Genomic DNA, 20,200 nt, shown 5'->3' on the forward strand with positions numbered 1-20,200 from the left:
CCGCGCTCAGACGTCGATCCACCAGAGCTGCTCGCCGCCTTGGTGGCAGCGCCACTGGTAGATGTCCGTCCACTCCTCGACGAACCGGGCGTCGAGGCACTTGCTGGTCCCCACGTTCCAGAACTCGTAGTACCCGTCGTCGCGCGCCACGAGATGCCACTTCTGGTTGGTGCCCTGGTGGCAGCCGAACGTCATGCCGGTGGCGCCGTCGGCCGTGGACCAGCCGCCGACCTCCAGGCACGCCTTGGTGGCGGTGTTGATGACGAAGTACTGGTGCGGTACGTCGTTGCCGGCGGCGTCCTTGACCTTGATGAGGTCCCAGCGGTCGTGCCCCCAGCCGGAATTGCAGCGCAGGAGCAGGACGTTCCCCCCGTCGGTGCCGGGCCCGTTGACGCAGCGGTGACTGCGGGTGTTCCAGAGGATGATGTTGTGCCGCTCTCCGGGGGCCTCGGCGAGTCGCGCCGCGCCCGCGGAGGAGGCGTCCGTCGTGGCGATCTCCGTGAGGACCTGGGTGGAGAACGCCGCGGTGAGAGCGAGAGCGGCGGCCGCCGTGCGACGACGGAACGCGTGTTTCATCTCGGGCTCCTTCTGGGTCGCTGTTGGTGGGACGACCGTCGCACGGCCGAAGGGGGCCGATCGAGGGCGTACGGATCGTCCGTACAAGCCCGTACAGGAGCCGATCTCACATTCCGCGGTTACCGGCAAGCGGGCTGGAACGTCACGCCCGGCAGGTATCGCGCCCATTCGCCGGCCGTGATGCGCGGATGAGCGAGCGCGCAGACCTGGGCGGCGACGCGGCCGGGATCGATGTCCCACAGCCGGGCGGTGGAGTCGGCGGCGCCGGTGACGAGCGTGCGTCCGTCGGGGGCGAACGCCACCGCGTTGAGCACGTCGGTGTGCCCGGTCAGGGTGACCGGCGGGCGGGGGGTACGCGGGTCGGTCACGTCCCAGATGCGCAGGGCGCGATCGGCTCCGGCGGTGGCGAGGATCCGGCCGTCGGGGGTGAAGGCCAGGTCGTTGATGTTGTTGCTGTGCCCGGAGAGCACCGAGAGCAGGCCGGGGTGGCTCGGATCTGTCACGTTCCACAACCGCGCGGTGTGGTCGGCTCCGGCGGTGGCGAGCACGCGGCCATCGGGGCGGAACAGCGCTCTGAAGACGTTCTGGGTGTGGCCGTTGAGGGTGGCGAGCGGCGCGGGCCGGCGCGGGTCGGTCACGTCCCACAGCCGGGCGGTGTGGTCGGCGCTGGCCGTGGCGAGGACCCGCCCCGACGGGTCGAAGACCGCCGAGATGACCGCGGCGCCATGACCGGTGATCGTGGCGAGTCGCCGGGGGTGGCGGGGGTCGGACACGTCCCACAGCCGGGCGGTGGAGTCGGCTCCGGCGGTGGCGAGCGTGCGGCCGTCGGGGCTGAACATCACCGAGAAGACGTTCGAGATATGGCCGGTGAGGGTGGCCAGCGGAACCGGGCGGCCGGGGACGGACAGATCCCACAGCCGGGTCGTGGCGTCGAGGCTGGCGGTGGCCAGTACGCGGCCGTCCGGCCGGAACGCCAGCCAGCTCACGCCGTCGGTGTGGCCGCGCAGCGTGGCCAGTTTGACCGGGTGGGCGGGGTCGGCCACGTTCCACAACCCGGCCGTGCCCTGGCCGCCGGCGGCCAGGAGACGTCCGCTCGGATCGAACTCCACCGAGCTCACCCCGCCGCTGTGGCCGCCGATCACGTGGCCGGGCAGGTCCCACAGGCGGACCACGTTGTCCTGCCCGCCGCTGACGAGCGTGCGGCCGTCGAGGCTGAAGGACACGGTGTAGACGGTGTCGGCGTGTCCTTCGAGGGTGATCGGGGAGTCCGGGGCGCGCGGGTCGGAGATGTCCCACAGCCGTACCGTGGTGTCGTAGCTGCCGCTGGCCAGCAGGCCGGCGTCGGGGCTGAAGGCGAGCGAGACGACGCCGTTGCGATGCCCGGCGAGGATCACCGGCCGGCCGGGACGGCGCGGGTCGGAGACGTCCCACAGCCGTACGGTGGCGTCGAACCCGCCGGTGGCGAGCAGGCGGCCGCTCGCATCGAACGCCGCCGACAGCACCCGGTCGGTGTGCCCGGCCAGCTCCGTCAGCACGCGCGGCCGGCGCCGGTCCGTCACGTCCCACAGGCGGAGGGTGTACGAGGGGCCGTGGGTGAGGAGGGTGCGGCCGTCGGGGGAGAAGACGGCCAGCCCGGCGGCGTCGCGCCGGCCGGTCAGAACGGTCAGCCGGCTGGGGTGGTAGGGGTCCTTGACGTCCCACAGTCGTACGGTCGCGTCGTAGCTCGCGCTGGCCAGCGTGCGCCCGTCGGGGCTGAAGGAGACGTGCCGGACATCTCCGGTGTGCCCGGTGAGGGTGGCGGCGGCGCGCGGGTGGCGCGGGTCGGCCAGGTCCCACAGCCGTACGGTCCGGTCGCTGCTCGCGGTGGCCAGCGTACGCCCGCCGGGGGCGAACACGGCCGCCGTGACGCCGCCCGTGTGCCCGGTCAGCGTCGCCACGGTCCTCGGCCGGTGCCGGTCGGCGACGTCGTACAGCCGGACGACGCCGTCGAGCGCGGCGGTGACCAGGAGACGCGCGTCCGGACTGAACTCGGCGGCGTACACGGCGAGGGTGTGCCCGGTCAGAAGCGTCGCGTAGTGGGAGGAGAAGGCGCTGAGCAGGCCGCCGCGGGCCTCCGCGGTGGGGGAGAGGCGGTAGGCGGCCAGGTTGAGCTGCGCCGCCAGCGCCGGATTGACGGCGCGCAGCCCGGCGGCCTCTTTGGCGGCGTTCCCCGCCAGGGCCATGTCGCGCTGCTCCTGAGTGTCGCGCTGGCTCCTGACGGCGACGACGCCCGCCGCGGCCGTGAGGACGAACAGCACCACCAGCCCGGCGACCAGCCGGCGCAGACGCCGGGTGCCGCGCCGCGCGGCCCGCTGCTCCTCCAGCTCGCGCCGGACCGAGGCGTCGAGGAACTCGCGCGCCAGCGGGCTCATGTCGGCGGCGGTCGTCGCGCCGCCGACCCATTCCCGCGCGGCGGCCAGGCGCGTGCCCCGGTACAACGCGGCCGGGTCCCGGTGCTCGCGGTGCCAGTTGGCGGCGGCCTCGGCCAGCCGCCGCCCCACGACCAGCCCCGTACGGTCGGTGTCCAGCCACGCTCGCAGCTGCGGCCAGGCCGTCAGCAGGGCCTCGTGGCTGATCGCCACGGTGTCCACGTCGGCCGTGATCAACCGCTGGGCGACGAACCTGTCGAGTACGTCCTCGCGCCGCGCGGCCTCCTCGTCCCCGGCCTCGGCGAGCAGCTCGGCGGTGACCATCCGGCGGCGTGTGTCGGCGGTGTCGGCGGCGACGTGGACCAGGCTGAGGAACAACCGGCGGGCCTGCTCCCGCTCCTGCGCCCCGAGCTCGTCGTAGACCTTGCTCGCACTGGCCGCCACGGCGCCGTCGATCCCGCCGGCCTCGCGATAGTCGTTGATCGTCAGGCGTCGGCCCTGGCTGCGGGACCAGGTGGCGTACAGGGCGTGGGACAGCAGCGGCAACACCCCGGCCTCGTGCGCCGCGCCCTGCTTCCCGACCGGGGATGCCACATCGCGCGCTTGCCCGCCAGGAAGTGCCGCATCGCGCGCTTGCCCGCCAGGGGGTGCCACATCGCGCAGCAGCAGCTCGACCAGGCCCTCTTCCAGCTCCAGCTTCGCCTTGCGCGCGGGCTCCACGATCGCCGCGCGCAGCTCGGCCTCGCTCATCGGGCCGACCGCGACCTGACCGGCCTGCACCGCCGCGACGAGGCGGGGGTGGCGGAGCACCTGGCCGTAGAAGTCGGCTCGCAAGCCCACCACGACCAGCGCACCGGCGTCGGCCGCCGCGCACAGGGCGCCGATGAACGCCTGCCGCTCGCCCTCGTCGGCGCACGCGCTGAAGACCTCCTCGAACTGGTCGACGACCAGCACCGGCGCCGGATCGCCCGGCGCGGGCCGCAGCAGCTCACCACACCGGCTTGGCTCGGCCCGCAGCGCCGCCACCAGCTCAGCGACCGTGGCGCTGGGCGGTCTGGGGGTCGCCGTGCCGGACGGTTCGGGGGTCGCGGTGCCGGACGGCTCGGTAGCCGTCGTGGCGGGTGGCTCGGTGGCTGTCGTGGCGGGCGTCAGCCGGGCGGCCAGCTCGTTCAGCGGGTGGGAACCGGGTGTGAACAGCGGCTCCTGCCACAGGGCCACGCCCGGCACCCGGCCGGCCGCGAGAGCGGGGATCAGTCCGGCGCGCAGCAGCGACGACTTCCCCGCCCCGGACGCCCCCACGACCACCTGCACCCCGCCCCCGGCGGCGCGCAGCCCGTTCAGCCGGTCGAGCAGCAGGCTGGTAAGGGCCTCGCGCCCGAAGAACCAGGCGGCGTCCTCAGGCCCGAAGCTCGCCAGCCCCTTGTACGGCTCCGCCCCCGCCGGACGGCGGCCGGGCGCCCGGCGGACCCGCAGCCAGGCACGTAACCACTGCTCGAGCACGCCGGGATCGTCCACCCCGCACACGGTCAGCAGCCGTACCAGCAGATCGCGCAGGGCCGTGGACGGCAACCCGCGCCCTGCGAACCAGTCGCCTATCGTGCTGTGCGCGCCACCGACACCGATCTTGACCGCCACCTGCCGGACCGTCATCCCCGACCGTTCACGCAGCAGCGTCAGCTCCCGCGCGAAGTCCTGCCGGGTACGGACCCGCCCGGGATCAGGCAGATCCGGCTCACCCTCGATCACGCCCGCCATCCCGCCTCCCATCCCACCCCAAGCAGTCACAACGTTACGATCGGTAAGGCTTCCACCGCGCGCATCTGGCCGGTAGTTGACACATGTGAGCGTGACTTATCAGAAGGGCCTCCACTTCGCTCCGGGCGTTCTTCTGGGGCGCTTCGGCGCACAACGGGCTTCGCTTGTGGGCGCTTCGCGCCTTCAGAGCTCAGGCGCTGCTTCCAGCCGGGCAAAAGCCCCGACCCCGGAAGGACCTCGCTGCACGAGGACGCAGGCAGCTCGTCCAGCAGGGCCCGGGTCGTCCGCGGCAGCCGCTCCACCGTGGACCGGCAGGAACCGGTCCTCGAAGCCTTGACCCCCCGGTCCACCATGAGGAGCAGCGCCCGCGGGACGAGGTGAGCGCGATGACCGGACTCGCCCCGCTCCCACGCCTCAGGCTGACAGCGGCGGGGACAGTGAGACGGGTCGCCTGCCTGGACGCCGAATCGCGGCTCACATAGGTATAGGCGATATGCCCGATCGCAATCAGGGCTTTGTGCGTGGTCGGTGGCGTGTGGTTGATTCGGATGGCTCCCGCAGGCCTGTTCCGAGCGGCGAATCCATCCATGACACCCAGCGGTCCACCGCGGGCAGCGGTGCCCGCACCTACGTGAGGAGAAGCGTGTGAGGGACGCGGTCATCGTCGACGCGGTGCGCACGCCCGTCGGAAAGCGCAACGGGGCCCTGGCCGGTGTTCACCCGGCGAACCTGTCCGCGCACGTCCTGACGGCGCTCGTCGAGCGTACGGGCGTGGAGCCGGGGGAGATCGACGATGTCATCTGGGGATGTGTCAGTCAGGCCGGGGACCAGTCCGGCAACATCGCACGCGTCGCGGTGCTGGCGGCGGGCTGGCCGGAATCAGTGCCCGGCACGACAGTCGACCGGCGGTGCGGCTCCAGCCAGCAGGCGGTGCACTTCGCGGCGGCGGGAGTGATCGCGGGACACTACGACTTCGCGATCGCCGGTGGGGTGGAGTCGATGAGCCGGGTGCCCATGGGATCGGCCGCGCGCGACGGCCGCCCGTACCCGGAGGAGGTCCTCGAACGCTACGGCGTGGACGGCTTCAACCAGGGCATCGGGGCGGAGATGATGGCCAAGCGGTGGGGCTTCTCGCGGCGGCGGCTCGACGAGTACGCGGCGCGGTCCCACGCCAGGGCGGCCGCGGCCGTCGACTCGGGCGCGCTCGACGGACAGCTCGCTCCCGTACCAGGTGCTCTCCGTACAGATGAGGGCATTCGCGGATCATCGGTGGAGACGCTGGGCGGGCTTAGGACCGCCTTCAGCGAGGACGGCGTGATCACCGCGGGCAACGCGTCGCAGATCTCCGACGGCGCGGGGGCGCTGCTGATCACGTCCGGCGAGATCGCCCGGACGCGAGGGCTGCGGCCGATCGCCCGCGTGCACAGTGTCGCGCTGGCCGGGGACGATCCGGTCATCATGCTGACCGCGCCGATCGAGGCGACGGCGAAGGTGCTGAAGAAGTCCGGTCTGCGCATCGAGGACATCGGCGCGTACGAGGTGAACGAGGCGTTCGCACCCGTGCCGCTGGCCTGGCAGGCGGAGACGGGCGGCTCCGGCGACCGGCTCAACCCTCTGGGCGGGGCGATCGCGGTGGGGCACCCGCTGGGCGGTTCGGGAGCCGTTCTGATGACTCGTCTGGTGCACCACATGAAGGACCAGGGCCTGCGCTACGGCCTGCAGACCATGTGTGAGGCGGGCGGCATGGCCAACGCGACCATCCTCGAGCTGCTCTGAAGGCAACGATCCCGGCCTGAGAGATCCCGGCAGAAAGATCCCCGACTGAGAGGAGCCGCGCGCATGCGGTTGGAAGGACTGTCCATCGCCGTCACCGGAGGCGCGTCCGGACTGGGGCTGGCAACGGCCCGCCGGGTGGTCGAGGCGGGCGGCCGGGTCACCCTCATCGACCTGCCCACTTCCGCGGGCACCGACGTCGCCAAGGAGCTCGGCGGCGCGGCGAGGTTCGTCGCCGCGGACGTCACGGATGCCGGCCAGTTCGGGGCGGCGCTCGACGCGGCCGACGCGGACGGCGGGTTGCGGGGGCTCGTGCACTGCGCGGGTGCCGGCCGCAGGCTCAGGTTGCTCGACAAGGACGGCAATCCCGGCTCACTTGAGGACTTCGAATGGGTGATCAGGCTCAACCTGATCGGCTCGTTCAACGCCCTGCGCCTCGCCGCGGCCCGCATGGCGCGCCATGACGAGGTGGGCGGCGAGCGCGGCGCCATCGTGTTGACCGCGTCGGTCGCGGCCTACGAGGGCCAGATCGGGCAGATCCCGTACACCGCCGCGAAGGCCGGCATCGTCGGGATGACCCTGACAGCGGCCCGCGACCTGGCCAGCCGGTCGATCCGGGTGTGCACGATCGCGCCCGGGATCATGGACACACCCCTGCTGGCCCGCCTGCGCGACGACGTGCGGGCCTCGCTGGAGGCCAGCGTGCCCAACCCGGCGCGGCTCGGGCGTCCGGAGGAGTTCGGGCAACTGGCGTGCCAGATCCTGGAGAACGGCTACCTCAACGGCGAGACCATCCGCCTCGACGGCGCCATCCGCATGGCCCCCCGCTGACCCGCTGCCCGCTCCGATCCGCTGCCCGCTCTGATCCGGTCAAGTTCTCGATCCGGCTGAGGGCCCGCCCGAGTTTGTCCGCTATGCGCCAGACGGGCCGTCCACACCGGACGAGCCGCCCGCCGATACAGTCGGCCCGTGGACCTGCACCAGATCAAGTACTTCCTGGCGGTCGTCGACCACAACGGCATCAACGCGGCCGCGACCGTCCTGGACGTCGCCCAGCCCACCATCTCGCAGGCCATCCAAGGGCTCGAGCGTGAGCTGGGCGTCCCGCTGTTCCACCGCATCGGCCGCGGCATGGTGCTCACCTCGGCCGGGCACAGCCTGGTCGGACCCGCGCGCCGTGTCCTGCGCGACGTCGTCGCCGCCGAGGGATCCCTGGTGGACGCGGCCGGACGGCCGCGGGGCCGGCTGGACATCTTCGCCATGCCCGCGTTGTCGGCCGATTCGGTGGCGCGCCTGGTGGGCGCCTTCCGCAGGGAGTTCCCGAAGGTGTCGATCAGGATCGGGGACCTGCGCGACGAAGCGATGGCGACGTCCCTGATCAGGGAGGGCCACTGCGAGATCGTGGTCTGCCATCTGCCCGCGGTCGGCCACGCGGGGCTGGAGGTCTGCGAGCTCGGGCTGCAGGAGTACTGGCTGGTGCTGCCGCCTGGATCGGCGCCGCGTCCCGACGGTCCGTTGCCGCTGTCGGAGCTGCCGGACCTCCCGCAGGTGACCGTGCCGCGGGGCAGCTCCCTGGCGGTCGGCGAGATCGAGCAGGCGGTCGCGGCGGCGGGCCGTGCCATCAGCCCGTCCGTCGTGGTGGAGCACCGCGAGGCCCGGCTGCCCCTCGTGCTGGCCGGTGTGGGCGCCACGTTCCTGGAACGGTCGATGGCCGAGGCCGCCGCGGCGAGAGGGGCCGTGGTGCGCTCACTCGAGCCGCGGATCAGCCGGGCCTATGGACTGGTGTACGACCCGGCCGCGCTGTCGCCTGCGGGCCGCGCGTTCGTCGACCTGGCTCAGGCGAGCGTCACGGACTGAGCCCGCCAGCGTTCGCGCAGCTCGTTCTTGCGCACCTTGCCGCTGGCGTTGCGCGGCAGCTCCGTGACCACCACCACAAGCCGCGGCACCTTGTACGCCGCCAGCCGGGCCCGGCACCACTGCCCGATCTCCTCCGCGGTCGGGGAGCCGGGGGCGCCGGCGGAGACGACGACGGCCAGCGGCGTCTCGCCCCACCGCTCGTCCGGAACGCCCACCACGGCGACCTCGGCCACCTTCGGATGGGCGGCGATGGCCTCCTCCACCTCGGCGCAGTAGATGTTCTCGCCACCGGAGATGATCATGTCTTTGAGGCGGTCAACGACGTAGATGTAGCCGTCCTCGTCCTGGCGGACGAGATCACCGGAGTGGAACCAGCCGCCCGCGAACGCCTCGGCGGTTTCGGCGGGCTTGTTCCAGTAGCCGGTCATGATCGACGGGCCGCGGTAGACGATCTCGCCGACCTGCCCCTGAGGCACGTCGTTCATCCGCTCGTCCACGATGCGGACCTCGACGTTGAGCAGCGGCGTCCCCACCGAGCCGATCTTGCGCAGCGCGTCCTCGCCGCGGAGCATCGTGCTCACCGCGCCGCACTCGGTCTGCCCGAACACGCTCGACAGCTTCGCGTCCGGGAACGTGTCGATCATCCTGTGCAGCAGGGCCTTCGTCGCGGGCGCGGCGCCCCACGAGATGATCCGCAGGGCGGACAGATCCTTGTCCTTGATGTCCGGGATATCGACGATGGCCTGCCATTGGGCGGGGACGAGGAAGCAGTATCCGATGCGCTCGCGTTCGAGCGTGTCCACGATCTCGGCCGGGTCGAACCGGCCCGACCTGGCGATCACGGTCTTCGCGCCGAGCAGGACGCTCGACAGCAGCGCCGCCAGGCCGCCGATGTGGAAGAGCGGAGTGCTGATCAGCCAGACCCGGCAGTCGCTGGGCAGCCCGGTGTGCGCGATCCTGCTCATGGTCTGGATGAGAAGGTTGTAGTGCGTCAGCACCGCGCCCTTGGGTCGTCCCGTGGTGCCGGAGGTGTACATGATGAAGGCCGGGGCGTGGAGATCGACCGCCACGTCGATCCCGGACGCGGGCGCGTCGCGCAGCGCGTCCTCGTACGCCTCCATGCCGCCGTGCAGGTCGCCCGGCCCGACCATGAGGCTGTGACGCAGCGCCGGCGCGTCCTGGCACGCCTGCGCGAACGTCGCGGCCAGCGCCGACTCGACGACCGCGACGACGGCCCCGCTGTCGGCCAGCTGGTAGGACACCTCCTCGGCGTGCAGCCGGAAGTTGACCGGAACGCAGACGGCGCCCAGCCTGGCGCAGGCGAAGAACGTCTCCACCATCTCCAGCCGGTTGAACGTCATCACCATGACCCGGTCGCCCGGCTCGACCCCGCGCGTCCGAAGCACGTGGGCGAGCCGGTCGACCCGCTCGTCCAGCTCCCGGTACGTGCGATCGACCCCGTCCATGCGCAGCGCCACGGCGCCGGGGACCGAGCGGGCATGCCGGGCGAGCTGGTCGCCGATCGTCATGCCTCCGGAGGTGGGGGGCAGCGCCGTGTTCACGTGGAATCTCCTTCGCATCCGGCCCGAGGCCCGCTGCCGAGAGTCGACCACCCATCGGAGCGGGGCGCAAAGACCGAACGCCGCATCGTCCGATAGGCCGGACCTATGCGTCAAGCGCTCATGGCCGCCGCGACCTCCAGGAACGCCGTGGCGGCGGGGGAGAGCGGGCCGGAGCGGTGCACGAGCCGTACCGTGCGCCGGACCTGGGGCGAGGTGGAGCGCACCACGACGTTGCGCAGCTCGGCCTCGGCGATCGGCCGGGGCAGGAACGTGGCGCCCGCGCCGTGCATGACCAGCTCCCAGATCGCCTGCCGGTGCGCGCACTCGACGGCGACGAGGTCGATGGCCTGCCCGAGGGCGTCGTCGATGGCGGCCCGGCCGCCCGCGTCGGAGTACTCCAGCACCAGGGGGATCTCGGCGATCGCCTCCAGCGGGACCGGGTCGGGGAGCGTGGCTGCCAGGTCGGGCGGCAGGACCAGGGTGATCTCCTGGTCCCACAACTCGCGGGTGCGCAGCATGTCGCTTTTCACCGGGAAGTCCGTCAGCCCCAGCTCGGCGTGGCCCTGGCGGACCTGGCTCTCCACTCCGGACGAGCTGCCCGGATCGCGTACGGTGACCAGGACGCCGGGATGCAGCCGCCGCAGCTCGCTGATCAACCTCGGCAGCGGGTCGGCGGACAGCGTCGACAGCACCGCTATCTCCAGGCGTCCGGTGAGCAGGTCTCGGACGGCGTGCACCCGGCGCTTGGCGCTCTCGACGTCGGCCAGGATCTGCCGCGCCGGACCGGCGAACGCCTGCCCGTCGGCGGTCAGCGTGAGCCCGCGCCCGGACCGGTCGAAGAGCTGGGCGCCGAGCTGGCGTTCCAGGCTGCGGATGGCCTGGGACAGGGACGGCTGCGCGATGTACAGCTCCTTGGCGGCCTTGGTGATGCCACCGTGGTCGATGACCGCGACGAAGTACGCGACGAGCCGGAGGTCCATACCTCGGACACTATCTCTGACCTGAGCTCATAGGCGCCGCCGATAGATCCATACGCACTCTGGTCTTGGCGCTCACCGGCCCGGTGATGATGCAGTCAGGAGTAGCCGACCCGTATCCCACCGGCCCACTCAGGAGTTCCGAACAGATGACGACCGAGAGCGACGAGGTGCTGGTGCGCCATGAGGCGCGCGTCGCGGTGATCACCATCAACCGGCCGCACGCGAAGAACGCCGTCACCCGGGCGGTGTCCGAGGGCATCGCCGCCGCGCTCGACGAGCTGGACCGCCGCGACGACCTGTCCGTCGGCGTCCTCACCGGGGCCGGGGGCAGCTTCTGCGCGGGAATGGACCTGAAGGGGTTCCTGCGCGGCGAGCGGCCGAGCATCGAGGGCAGGGGATTCGCGGGCGTGACCGAGGCGCCGCCGAACAAGCCGTTGATCGCGGCGGTCGAGGGCTACGCGCTGGCGGGAGGCTGCGAGATCGTCCTCGCGTGTGACCTGGTGGTCGCGGCGCGGACGGCCAGGTTCGGCATCCCGGAGGTCAAGCGCGGCCTGGTCGCGGCCGCCGGTGGGCTGCTGCGCCTGCCGCACCGCATTCCCGAGCAGATCGCGATGGAGCTCGCGCTGACCGGCGACCTGATCGCCGCCGAGCGTGCGTACGAGATCGGCCTGGTCAACCGGCTCGCCGAGGAGGGGAAGGCCCTCGACGAGGCGCTCGCGCTCGCGGCCAGGATCGCGGAGAACGGCCCGCTCGCCATCCTCGCCAGCAAACGGGTGATCAAGGAACACGGGCAGTGGCCGGAGCCGGAGAGGTTCGCCCGGCAGCGCGCGATCATCGAGCCCGTCTTCGCGTCGGCGGACGCTCAGGAGGGCGCCCGCGCGTTCGCCGAGAAGCGCCGAGCGAACTGGCAGGGCCGATGAGCGGGCCGATGAGCGGGCCGATGGTTGGGCCGATGGTTGGGCACGGTCCCCTCGCGGGGGTGCGGGTCGTCGAGCTCGGTGGCATCGGCCCGGTCCCGTTCGCCGCGATGCTGCTGGCCGACCTGGGGGCGGAGGTGATCCGCGTGCACCGCCCCGCCGACCGGGACGCGCGGCCCAATCCGGTGCTCGACCGGGGCCGCCGGTCTTTGGTCGTGGACCTGAAGAACCCGCGCGGCGCGGCGGTCGTACGCGCTCTGATCGACACGGCGGACGCGGTGCTGGAGGGCTTCCGCCCCGGAGTGGCCGAGCGCCTGGGCTTCGACCCGGTGACGCTCGCCGAGCGCAACCCGCGGCTGGTGTTCGGCCGCATGACCGGCTTCGGCCAGGACGGGCCGCTGGCGATGCGGGCCGGGCACGACATCAACTACATCGCCCTGTCCGGCGCACTCGGCGCGATCGGGCGCGCGGGCCAGCCGCCCACGCCGCCGCTCAACCTGGTCGGCGACTTCGGGGGCGGCGGCATGCTCCTCGCGCTCGGCGTGCTGGCCGCCGTGCTGAACGCGCGCGCCTCGGGGGGTGGCCAGGTCGTGGACGCCGCGATGGTCGAGGGCTCCGGCCTGCTGATGTCCATGATCTACGGCCGGTACGCCCAAGGCGCCTGGACCGTCAACCGCGGCGAGAACGTGCTCGACGGCGGCGCCCCCTTCTACGACACCTACGAGTGCGCCGACGGCAAGCACATGGCCGTGGGGGCGATCGAGCCTCAGTTCTTCGCCAACCTCGTGGCCGTCCTCGGTGTCGCCGGCCGGATCGACCTGGCCGCCCAGCGGGACCCGGCCACCTGGCCCGCGATGCGGGAGAGCTTCGCGAAGGCGTTCATGGACGCCACGCGCGAGGAGTGGGTCGAGCGGTTCTCCGGCACCGACGCCTGCGTCACGCCGGTGCTGACCATGGACGAGGTCCTTTCACACCCCCACAACGCGAGCAGGAAGAGCTTCTTCACCGACTCGGAGGGGGCGATCCACCCCGCGCCCGCGCCCCGGTTCGACGCCACCCCCAGCAGCAGGCCGCGGCCCGCGCCGGCCCCCGGCCGGGACACCCGCGCGATCTTGTCCGAGCTGGGCCACACCCCCGAGGACATCGAGAGCCTGCTGGGGGAAGGGGTGGTGCGGTGAGCGCGACCGAGTCGCGGGCCCGGCTCAGGTGAGGCACCCGCACGTGAAGCAGACCAGGAACACTTCAGGACGGAGACAGGCAGTGGAGACGGAAGCGTTCCAGGAGGTGCTCGCGGCCGTGCGCACCTTCGTGCGCAAGGAGGTCGTGCCCGCGGAAGACGTCATCGAGCAGACCGACGAGATCCCCGAGTCGCTGCGCGCGCAGGCGGCCGACATGGGGCTGTTCGGCTTCGCGCTGCCCGAGGAGTACGGCGGCCTCGGCTTTTCGATGATCGAGGACGTGCAGCTCGCGATGGAGCTCGGCCACACGACACCGGCCTTCCGCTCGATGCTCGGCACCAACAACGGCATCGCGGGACAGGTGCTGGTCAACTTCGGCACCGACGAGCAGAAGCGGCGGTACCTGCCGGACCTGGCGTCCGGAACCAAGATCGCCTCGTTCGCGCTGACCGAGTCGGAGGCGGGTTCGGACCCGAGCGGGCTGCGCACCCGCGCGTCCCGGGTCGAGGGCGGCTACCGGATCACCGGCCAGAAGCGGTTCATCACCAACGCCGACCGCGCCGACGTGTTCATGGTCTTCGCCAAGACGGGCGCCGAGCAGATCTCGGTCTTCACGGTCGAGGCCGGCTCCCAGGGGGTCACGGTCGGCCCCAAGGACGACAAAATGGGGCAGCGCGGCGCGCACACGGCCGAGGTCTTCTTCGACGACGTCTTCGTACCCGGCTCCGCGCTGGTCGGCGGCGTCGAGGGCGACGGCTTCGCGGCCGCCATGCGCTCGCTGGCCCGCGGCCGGCTGCACATCGCGGCGGTCTGCGTGGGGCTCGCCCAGCGGCTGGTCGAGGAGAGCGTCGCCCACGCCGCGGCGACCCGGCAGGGCGACCATCCGATCGCCGAGTTCCAGCAGGTCCAGGCGATGCTCGCGGAGTCGCAGACCGAGCTGTTCGCGGGCCGCGCGATGGTGCTGGAAGCGGCGAGGGCCTACGACGACGGCAGCGACCGCCGCATGGCCCCGTCGTGCGCGAAGCTGTTCTGCTCGGAGATGGTGGGCCGGGTGGCCGACCGCGCGGTCCAGATCCACGGCGGCATGGGGTACATGCGGACGGTCCCGGTTGAGCGGTTCTACCGTGACGCCCGCCTGTTCCGGCTGTACGAGGGCACCAGCGAGGTGCAGAAGGTCATCATCGCCAAGCAGCTCCTCAGGGGAGTGAGTGGAGAGCGGCCATGAGCACACTGACCGAGGACGAGCGGGAGATCGTCGCACTGGCCGGCGAGTTCGTCGACGAGCGGGTGCGGCCCCGGGTGCGGGACTACGAGTCGGTGGACGCATACCCGGCCGAGTTCATCGACGAGATGAAGAAGCTGGGCTTCTTCGGCCTGCTCGGTCCCGCCGAGCACGGCGGCGTGGACGTCAGCGCGGCGTGCTTCGCCCGCGTGACCGAGGAGCTGGCTCGCGGCTGGATGAGCCTGGCCGGAGCCATCGGCGGGCACTCGGTGATCACTTATATGATCAGCACGTTCGGCACCCCTGAGCAGCGCGAACGCTACCTGCCCGCGATGGCCGACGGCTCGGTCAGGGCGACAATGGCGCTCACCGAGCCGGGCGGCGGCAGCGACCTGCAGGCCATGCGCACGCACGCGGTCGCCGACGGCGGCGACCTGATGATCAGCGGGTCGAAGACCTGGATCTCCAACGCCCGGCACTCCGGACTGATCGGCCTGCTGTGCCTGACCGACCCGGAAGCCGAACCGGCGCACAAGGGCATGAGCGTGCTCCTCGTCGAGCCCGGCGACGGCATGACGATCTCCAAGAACCTGCCCAAGCTCGGCTACCGCGGCGTTGAGGCCTGCGAGATCGTCTTCGACGAGATGCGGGTCCCCGCCTCCGCCGTGCTCGGCGGTGAGCCGGGGCAGGGCTGGTCGCAGATGATGCGCGGGCTCGAGGTCGGCAGGATCCAGGTGGCCGCCCGCGCGGTCGGCGTCGCGCAGGCCGCCCTCGACGCGGCGGTCCGCTACGCCCAGGAACGCGAGTCGTTCGGCAAGCCGATCTGGAAGCACCAGTCGGTGGGCAACCTGCTGGCCGACATGGCCACCAAGGTACGGGCGGCGCGGTTGCTGACCGAGGACGCCGCCCGCCGCCTCGACGAGGGCGGACGGGCCGACATGGAGGCGGGCATGGCCAAGCTGTTCGCCTCCGAGGCCGCGATGCAGGTGGCACTGGACGCGATGCGCGTACACGGCGGGTACGGCTTCTCCAAGGAGTTCGACGTCGAGCGGTATTTCCGCGACGCCCCGCTGATGATCCTGGGCGAGGGCACCAACGAGATCCAGCGCAACGTCATCGCAGCACAGCTCATCGCGCGCAACCCCATCAAGTGAGATCGCGCGACCCATCGAACGAGAGAGAAGCTGATCACGCATGACGCTGCTCGACGGCAAGACCGCGGTCATCACCGGCGGCGCCCAGGGCATCGGGCTGGCCATCGCCGGGCTGTTCGTCCAGGAGGGCGCTAGGGTCGTACTCGGAGACCTGAACCTGGACGCCGCAGAGGCCGCGGCCAAGGAGCTCGGCGGCCCCGGCGTGGCCAGGGCGGTCCGGTGCGAGGTCACCAGCTCCTCCGACATGGACGCCCTGATCCAGACGGCGCTCGACGCCTTCGGCTCGCTGGACGTCATGGTGAACAACGCCGGGATCACCCGCGACGCCACCATGCGCACGATGACCGAAGAGCAGTTCGACCAGGTCATCGACGTGCACCTCAAGGGCACATGGAACGGCACCAGGAAAGCGGCCGCCGTCATGCGCGAGCGCAAGAGCGGCGCGATCGTGAACATCTCCTCCCTGTCCGGCAAGGTCGGCATGGTCGGCCAGACCAACTACTCCGCCGCCAAGGCCGGAATCGTCGGCCTGTCCAAGGCCGCGGCAAAGGAGCTGGCGCACCACGGCGTGCGGGTCAACGTCATCCAGCCGGGCCTGATCCGCTCGGCCATGACCGAGGCGATGCCGCAGAAGGCGTGGGACCAGAAGCTGGCCGAGATCCCGATGCAGCGCGCCGGGGAGCCGGGCGAGGTCGCCACCGTGGCGCTGTTCCTGGCCTCGGGGCTGTCGTCGTACATGACCGGCACGGTGCTGGAAGTGACCGGCGGACGGTTCATGTGAGCTGGGAACCGCACACGCTGACCACGACCGAGCTGGTCGATCCGCATCCTGTGGCTGCGCTGTCGGCGATCTTCGACGACGGCACGCCCCCGGTCAGGCCCGGGGAGGAGCTGCCGCCGCTGTGGCACTGGATGGCCCTGGCCCGCTGGCCCGTCTCCTCGGCGCTCGGCGCGGACGGCCATCCGGCGCGCGGGTCGTTCCTGCCTCCTGTGCGGCTGCCCCGGCGGATGTTCGCCGGCGGCGAGGTGACCTTCCACGCGCCGCTCACGGTGGGGAGCACGGTCCACCGCGAGGCGCGCGTGGAGTCGGTCACCGAGAAGTCCGGGCGCACGGGCCGGTTGGTCGTCGTGGTCGTCACCACCAGCCTGTACGACGACAGCGGCCGGCTCGCGGTCGAGGAGCGGCAGGACCTCATCTACCGGGAGGCCGGAATCCACCGGGAGGCCGGAGCGGTCTCGTCCGCGGAGCGGGTGGCCGTCCTGGACTCCGTCGGCGCCCCCTTCACCCGGGCGGGGGAGTGGGCCTGGGACCTTGCCACGGACCCGACCCTGCTGATGCGGTTCAGCGCGGCGACGTCGAACCCGCACCGGATCCACTACGACTGGCCGTACGCCACCCGCGTCGAGGGCTATCCCGGTCTGGTGGTGCACGGCCCGCTGATGACGCTCGCCCTGGCGGAGGTGCTCCGCCTCGAGAAGCACGACGAGCGGATCACCCGCGTACGGCACCGCAGCCGCAGGCCCCTGTTCTGCGGACAGCCCGCGCGACTGCGGAGGACCGAGGACGGCACGCTCACTCTGGGCGTGTTCGGTCAGGATTCACCCGACCCCCACACCACCTTGACGATCGAAGGTACCGGCCATGCGTGAAGCGGTCATCTGCGAGCCCGTCCGCACCCCCATAGGCCGCTACGGCGGCATGTTCAAGGCCCTGACGGCGGTCGATCTCGGGGTCAGCGCGCTCAAGGGGCTGATCGAGCGTACGGGCATCGCGCCGGAGGCGATCGAGGACGTCATCCTCGGCCACTGCAACGCCAGCAGCGAGGCGCCCGCGATCGGCCGGGTCGTCGCGCTCGAGGCCGATCTGCCCGTCACGGTCCCCGGCCTGCACCTCGACCGGCGCTGCGGCTCCGGCCTGCAGGCGGTCATCTACGCCGCCATGCAGGTGCAGACCGGGGCCCACGAGGTCGTCGTCGCGGGCGGCACCGAGAGCATGAGCAACGCCACGTTCTACTCGCTCGACATGCGGTGGGGAGCCAGAAACGGCGTAGCGGTGCACGACAGCCTCACGCGCGCCCGGCAGACCGCGGGAGGCAGGAACCATCCGGTCTCCGGCGGCATGCTGGAGACGGCCGAGAACCTGCGCCGCGCGTACGCGATCCCGCGCCAGGAGCAAGATGAACTGGCCCTGATGTCCCACCAGAGGGCGGTCGAAGCCCAAGCCGGCGGCGTCCTGGCCGAGGAGATCATCCCCGTCACCGTCGCCGCCAAAGAGGGCCAGGTGGTCATCGACACCGACGAGCATCCGCGCGCCGACACCTCGCTGGAGTCTCTGGCCAGGCTCAAGCCGCTCATGCTCGACTCCGACCCCGAGGCGACCGTCACGGCCGGCAACGCCAGCGGCCAGAACGACGCCGCCGCCCTGTGCCTTGTGACCACTCCTGAGCGGGCCGCCGAGCTGGGCCTGCGACCACTGGTCCGCCTGGTGTCCTGGGCCGTGGCCGGGGTCGAGCCGAAGACCATGGGCCTCGGCCCCGTCCCCGCCGGCGCCGCCGCCCTGAATCGCGCGGGCCTCACTCTGAACGACATGGACCTGATCGAGCTGAACGAGGCGTTCGCGGCCCAGGCGCTGGCTGTCATGCGGGAATGGAGGTTCGGCGAGAAGGATCTGGAGCGGACGAACGTCCACGGTTCCGGCATCTCCCTCGGCCACCCGGTCGGCGCGACAGGTGCGCGGATGCTCGCCACGCTCTCCCGCGAGCTGCACCGGCGCGAGGCCCGGTACGGCCTGGAGACCATGTGCATCGGCGGCGGCCAGGGCCTGGCGGCGGTCTTCGAGCGGGTGACCGCGTGAGCGCGCGCGTCTTCGCGTCCCTGGACGAGCTCAAGGCCGCGCTCGACCAGCCGCTCGGGCCCACCGCTTGGCTGGCGATCGGGCAGGAGCGCATCGACGCCTTCGCCGAGGCCACCGGGGATCACCAGTGGATCCACGTGGACCGGGAACGAGCCGCGGCAGAGCCGCTCGGCGGCACGATCGCGCACGGCTACCTGACGCTGTCCCTGATACCCCACTTCGGGCAGCAGCTCTTCCGGCTCGACCTGGGCCAGGCACGCGTCAACTACGGCGTCAACAAGGCGCGCTTCCCCGCCCCCGTGCCCGCCGGCTCGCGCCTGCGGGCGCGGGCGGCCTTCGCCGACCTGCGGGAGAGCGCCACGGGCGTCGCCTTGACCACGCGCTACACCATCGAGATCGACGGGGGAGCGAAGCCCGCCTGCGTGGCGGAGACCGTCACCCTCCTCGTGTCGAACCTCACCCCGCGCCTGACGAAGCCCTGACGCTCTGCCGCAGCTCGGTCTTGCGAACCTTGCCGCTCGCGTTGCGCGGCAGCGCGTCCACGACCGACAGCAGGCGCGGGCACTTGTAGGCCGCCAGCCGCTCCCGGCACCACCCGGTGATCTCCTCCAGCGTGGGCGCGGCAGCGGGGTCGGCGGGCACCACGATGGCCAGCGGCGTCTCGCCCCACTTCTCGTGCGGCGCGCCCACCACGGCCACCTCGGCCACCTTGGGATGGGCGGCCAGCACGTCCTCGACCTCGACGCAGTAGATGTTCTCGCCACCCGAGATGATCATGTCCTTGAGCCGGTCGACGACGTAGAGGTAGCCCTCGTCGTCCTGCCGCACCAGATCGCCGGAATGGAACCAGCCGCCCGCGAACGCCTCCGCGGTCTCGGCGGGCTTGTTCCAGTACTCGCGCATCACCGACGGGCCCCGGTAGACGATCTCGCCGACCTGGCCGCGCGGCACGTCGTGGCCGTCGGCGTCGACGATCCGCACCTCGACGTTGAGCATCGGCACGCCGACGGAGCCGATCTTCCGCAGCGCGTCCCGGCCCTGCAGGATCGTGGTGACCGCCGTGGTCTCGGTCTGCCCGAACGACGTGGTGATGTTGGCGTGGCCGAACAGCTCGTTCATCCGGCGCAGCAGCGTCGTCGAGGCCGGCGAGGCGCCCCAGGTGACCACGCGCAGCGCCGAGAGGTCGCGCTCGGCGATGCCGGGCAGGTCGCAGATCGCCTGCCACTGCGACGGAACGAAGAAGCACGAGGTGACCCGCTCGCCTTCGAGCAGATCCACGGCCTGGGCCGGGTCGAAGGCGGCGGAGCGGCCGAGCACGGCCCGCCCGCCGACGAAGACGACGGCGTACAGGCCCGCCAGTCCGGCGATGTGGAACAGCGGCGTGCCGATCAGCCAGGTCCTGGCGTCCGCCGGATGCCCGATGTGGATGAGCTTGCTGACGGTCTGGACCAGCAGGTTGTCGTGCGTGAGCACCGCGCCCTTGGGGCTGCCCGTAGTGCCGGAGGTGTACATGATGACCGCGGGCGAGCCCGGGTCCACCGTCGGCGGCTCGAGCTCGGGCGAGACCGACCGCAGCGCCTCCTCGTAGGCCTCGCCGATGACCAGGCAGTCGACCCCCGTCCGGGCGAGGATCGGCGCGAACCGGGCGTCCGCGAGGACGAGCGCCGCGCCGCTGTCGGCAAGCTGGTAGGCGACCTCGTCGGCGACCAGCCGGAAGTTGAGCGGCACGCAGATCGCGCCGATCCGGGCGGAGGCGAAGTACGCCTCCACCATCTCCGGGCTGTTGTGCGCCATCACCGCGACCCGGTCGCCCGCGCCGACCCCGCGCTCGGCGAACACGCCGGCCAGCCGGGAGACCCGCTCGTCCAGGCGCCGGTACGTGTGGGGGACACCGTCGAACGTCAACGCCACCGCGTCAGGCGTCACGCGCGCGTGCCGGGCGAGTTGGTCGCTGATCGTCATTC

General features: G+C 71.9%; 16 protein-coding genes. 11 read left to right on the forward strand and 5 right to left on the reverse strand.

Features of this window, described 5'->3' with window-relative positions; all coding sequences use genetic code 11:
• Window positions 1-6 precede the first annotated feature (6 nt).
• Both LDL49_RS34845 and LDL49_RS34850 read right to left on the reverse strand, forming a co-directional pair.
• Window positions 7-576 carry an RICIN domain-containing protein gene (locus LDL49_RS34845; protein ID WP_225297576.1) on the reverse strand — a complete coding sequence of 190 codons (570 nt, stop codon included), beginning with the start codon at window positions 574-576 and terminating at the stop codon, window positions 7-9.
• Window positions 577-695: 119 nt separating this feature from the next.
• Complete coding sequence (locus tag LDL49_RS34850) at window positions 696-4,739, reverse strand: nSTAND1 domain-containing NTPase (protein ID WP_225297578.1); 4,044 nt, start codon at window positions 4,737-4,739, stop codon at window positions 696-698.
• Window positions 4,740-5,384: 645 nt separating this feature from the next.
• Between LDL49_RS34850 and LDL49_RS34855 the strand changes: the two genes are divergently transcribed.
• The 3 genes from LDL49_RS34855 (at window position 5,385) to LDL49_RS34865 (ending at window position 8,369) form a co-directional block, all read left to right on the forward strand.
• Complete coding sequence (locus LDL49_RS34855; protein WP_225297580.1) at window positions 5,385-6,515, forward strand: thiolase family protein; 1,131 nt, start codon at window positions 5,385-5,387, stop codon at window positions 6,513-6,515.
• A gap of 63 nt (window positions 6,516-6,578) precedes the next feature.
• Window positions 6,579-7,343 (forward strand): SDR family NAD(P)-dependent oxidoreductase, encoded by a 765-nt coding sequence (locus tag LDL49_RS34860; RefSeq protein ID WP_225297582.1) that lies wholly within the window; start codon window positions 6,579-6,581, stop codon window positions 7,341-7,343.
• A 138-nt stretch (window positions 7,344-7,481) separates the two neighbouring features.
• Window positions 7,482-8,369 carry a LysR family transcriptional regulator gene (locus tag LDL49_RS34865; RefSeq protein WP_225297584.1) on the forward strand — a complete coding sequence of 296 codons (888 nt, stop codon included), beginning with the start codon at window positions 7,482-7,484 and terminating at the stop codon, window positions 8,367-8,369.
• On the opposite strand, the gene LDL49_RS34870 is transcribed toward LDL49_RS34865, so the two are convergent.
• Both LDL49_RS34870 and LDL49_RS34875 read right to left on the reverse strand, forming a co-directional pair.
• Window positions 8,348-9,931 (reverse strand): long-chain-fatty-acid--CoA ligase, encoded by a 1,584-nt coding sequence (locus tag LDL49_RS34870; RefSeq protein ID WP_225297586.1) that lies wholly within the window; start codon window positions 9,929-9,931, stop codon window positions 8,348-8,350. The two genes, LDL49_RS34865 and LDL49_RS34870, sit on opposite strands and share 22 nt — an antisense overlap.
• A 110-nt stretch (window positions 9,932-10,041) precedes the next feature.
• On the reverse strand, window positions 10,042-10,911 hold the full coding sequence (locus LDL49_RS34875) for a LysR family transcriptional regulator (protein WP_225297588.1): 870 nt from the start codon (window positions 10,909-10,911) through the stop codon (window positions 10,042-10,044).
• A 146-nt stretch (window positions 10,912-11,057) separates the two neighbouring features.
• Here LDL49_RS34875 and LDL49_RS34880 point away from each other — a divergent pair, with 146 nt between their 5' ends.
• The 8 genes from LDL49_RS34880 (at window position 11,058) to LDL49_RS34915 (ending at window position 18,718) form a co-directional block, all read left to right on the forward strand.
• Window positions 11,058-11,831, forward strand: coding sequence for a crotonase/enoyl-CoA hydratase family protein (locus LDL49_RS34880; protein ID WP_225297590.1), 774 nt, complete (start codon window positions 11,058-11,060; stop codon window positions 11,829-11,831).
• A gap of 32 nt (window positions 11,832-11,863) precedes the next feature.
• Window positions 11,864-13,006: a CaiB/BaiF CoA transferase family protein gene (locus tag LDL49_RS34885; protein ID WP_225297592.1), complete on the forward strand. Its 1,143-nt coding sequence runs from the start codon at window positions 11,864-11,866 to the stop codon at window positions 13,004-13,006.
• Window positions 13,007-13,088: 82 nt separating this feature from the next.
• Window positions 13,089-14,231 (forward strand): acyl-CoA dehydrogenase family protein, encoded by a 1,143-nt coding sequence (locus LDL49_RS58625; RefSeq protein ID WP_225297594.1) that lies wholly within the window; start codon window positions 13,089-13,091, stop codon window positions 14,229-14,231.
• A complete protein-coding gene (locus tag LDL49_RS34895) occupies window positions 14,228-15,382 on the forward strand; it encodes an acyl-CoA dehydrogenase family protein (protein WP_225297596.1) in 1,155 nt (384 codons plus the stop codon). The genes LDL49_RS58625 and LDL49_RS34895 overlap by 4 nt, the downstream gene beginning before the upstream one ends.
• A 40-nt stretch (window positions 15,383-15,422) precedes the next feature.
• Window positions 15,423-16,163, forward strand: a complete 741-nt coding sequence (fabG, locus tag LDL49_RS34900) for a 3-oxoacyl-ACP reductase FabG (protein WP_225297598.1) — start codon at window positions 15,423-15,425, stop codon at window positions 16,161-16,163.
• Window positions 16,160-17,032 carry an HTD2 family dehydratase gene (locus tag LDL49_RS34905; protein ID WP_225297600.1) on the forward strand — a complete coding sequence of 291 codons (873 nt, stop codon included), beginning with the start codon at window positions 16,160-16,162 and terminating at the stop codon, window positions 17,030-17,032. The genes fabG and LDL49_RS34905 overlap by 4 nt, the downstream gene beginning before the upstream one ends.
• Window positions 17,025-18,236 carry an acetyl-CoA C-acetyltransferase gene (locus LDL49_RS34910; RefSeq protein ID WP_225297602.1) on the forward strand — a complete coding sequence of 404 codons (1,212 nt, stop codon included), beginning with the start codon at window positions 17,025-17,027 and terminating at the stop codon, window positions 18,234-18,236. The genes LDL49_RS34905 and LDL49_RS34910 overlap by 8 nt, the downstream gene beginning before the upstream one ends.
• Window positions 18,233-18,718, forward strand: a complete 486-nt coding sequence (locus LDL49_RS34915) for a MaoC family dehydratase (protein WP_225297604.1) — start codon at window positions 18,233-18,235, stop codon at window positions 18,716-18,718. Before LDL49_RS34910 ends, LDL49_RS34915 begins: the two co-directional genes overlap by 4 nt.
• On the opposite strand, the gene LDL49_RS34920 is transcribed toward LDL49_RS34915, so the two are convergent.
• Window positions 18,693-20,198, reverse strand: coding sequence for a long-chain-fatty-acid--CoA ligase (locus tag LDL49_RS34920; protein WP_263655884.1), 1,506 nt, complete (start codon window positions 20,196-20,198; stop codon window positions 18,693-18,695). The genes LDL49_RS34915 and LDL49_RS34920 overlap by 26 nt on opposite strands.
• Window positions 20,199-20,200: the final 2 nt, after the last annotated feature.

The organism is Nonomuraea aurantiaca, from assembly GCF_020215705.1.
Taxonomy (GTDB): domain Bacteria; phylum Actinomycetota; class Actinomycetes; order Streptosporangiales; family Streptosporangiaceae; genus Nonomuraea; species Nonomuraea aurantiaca.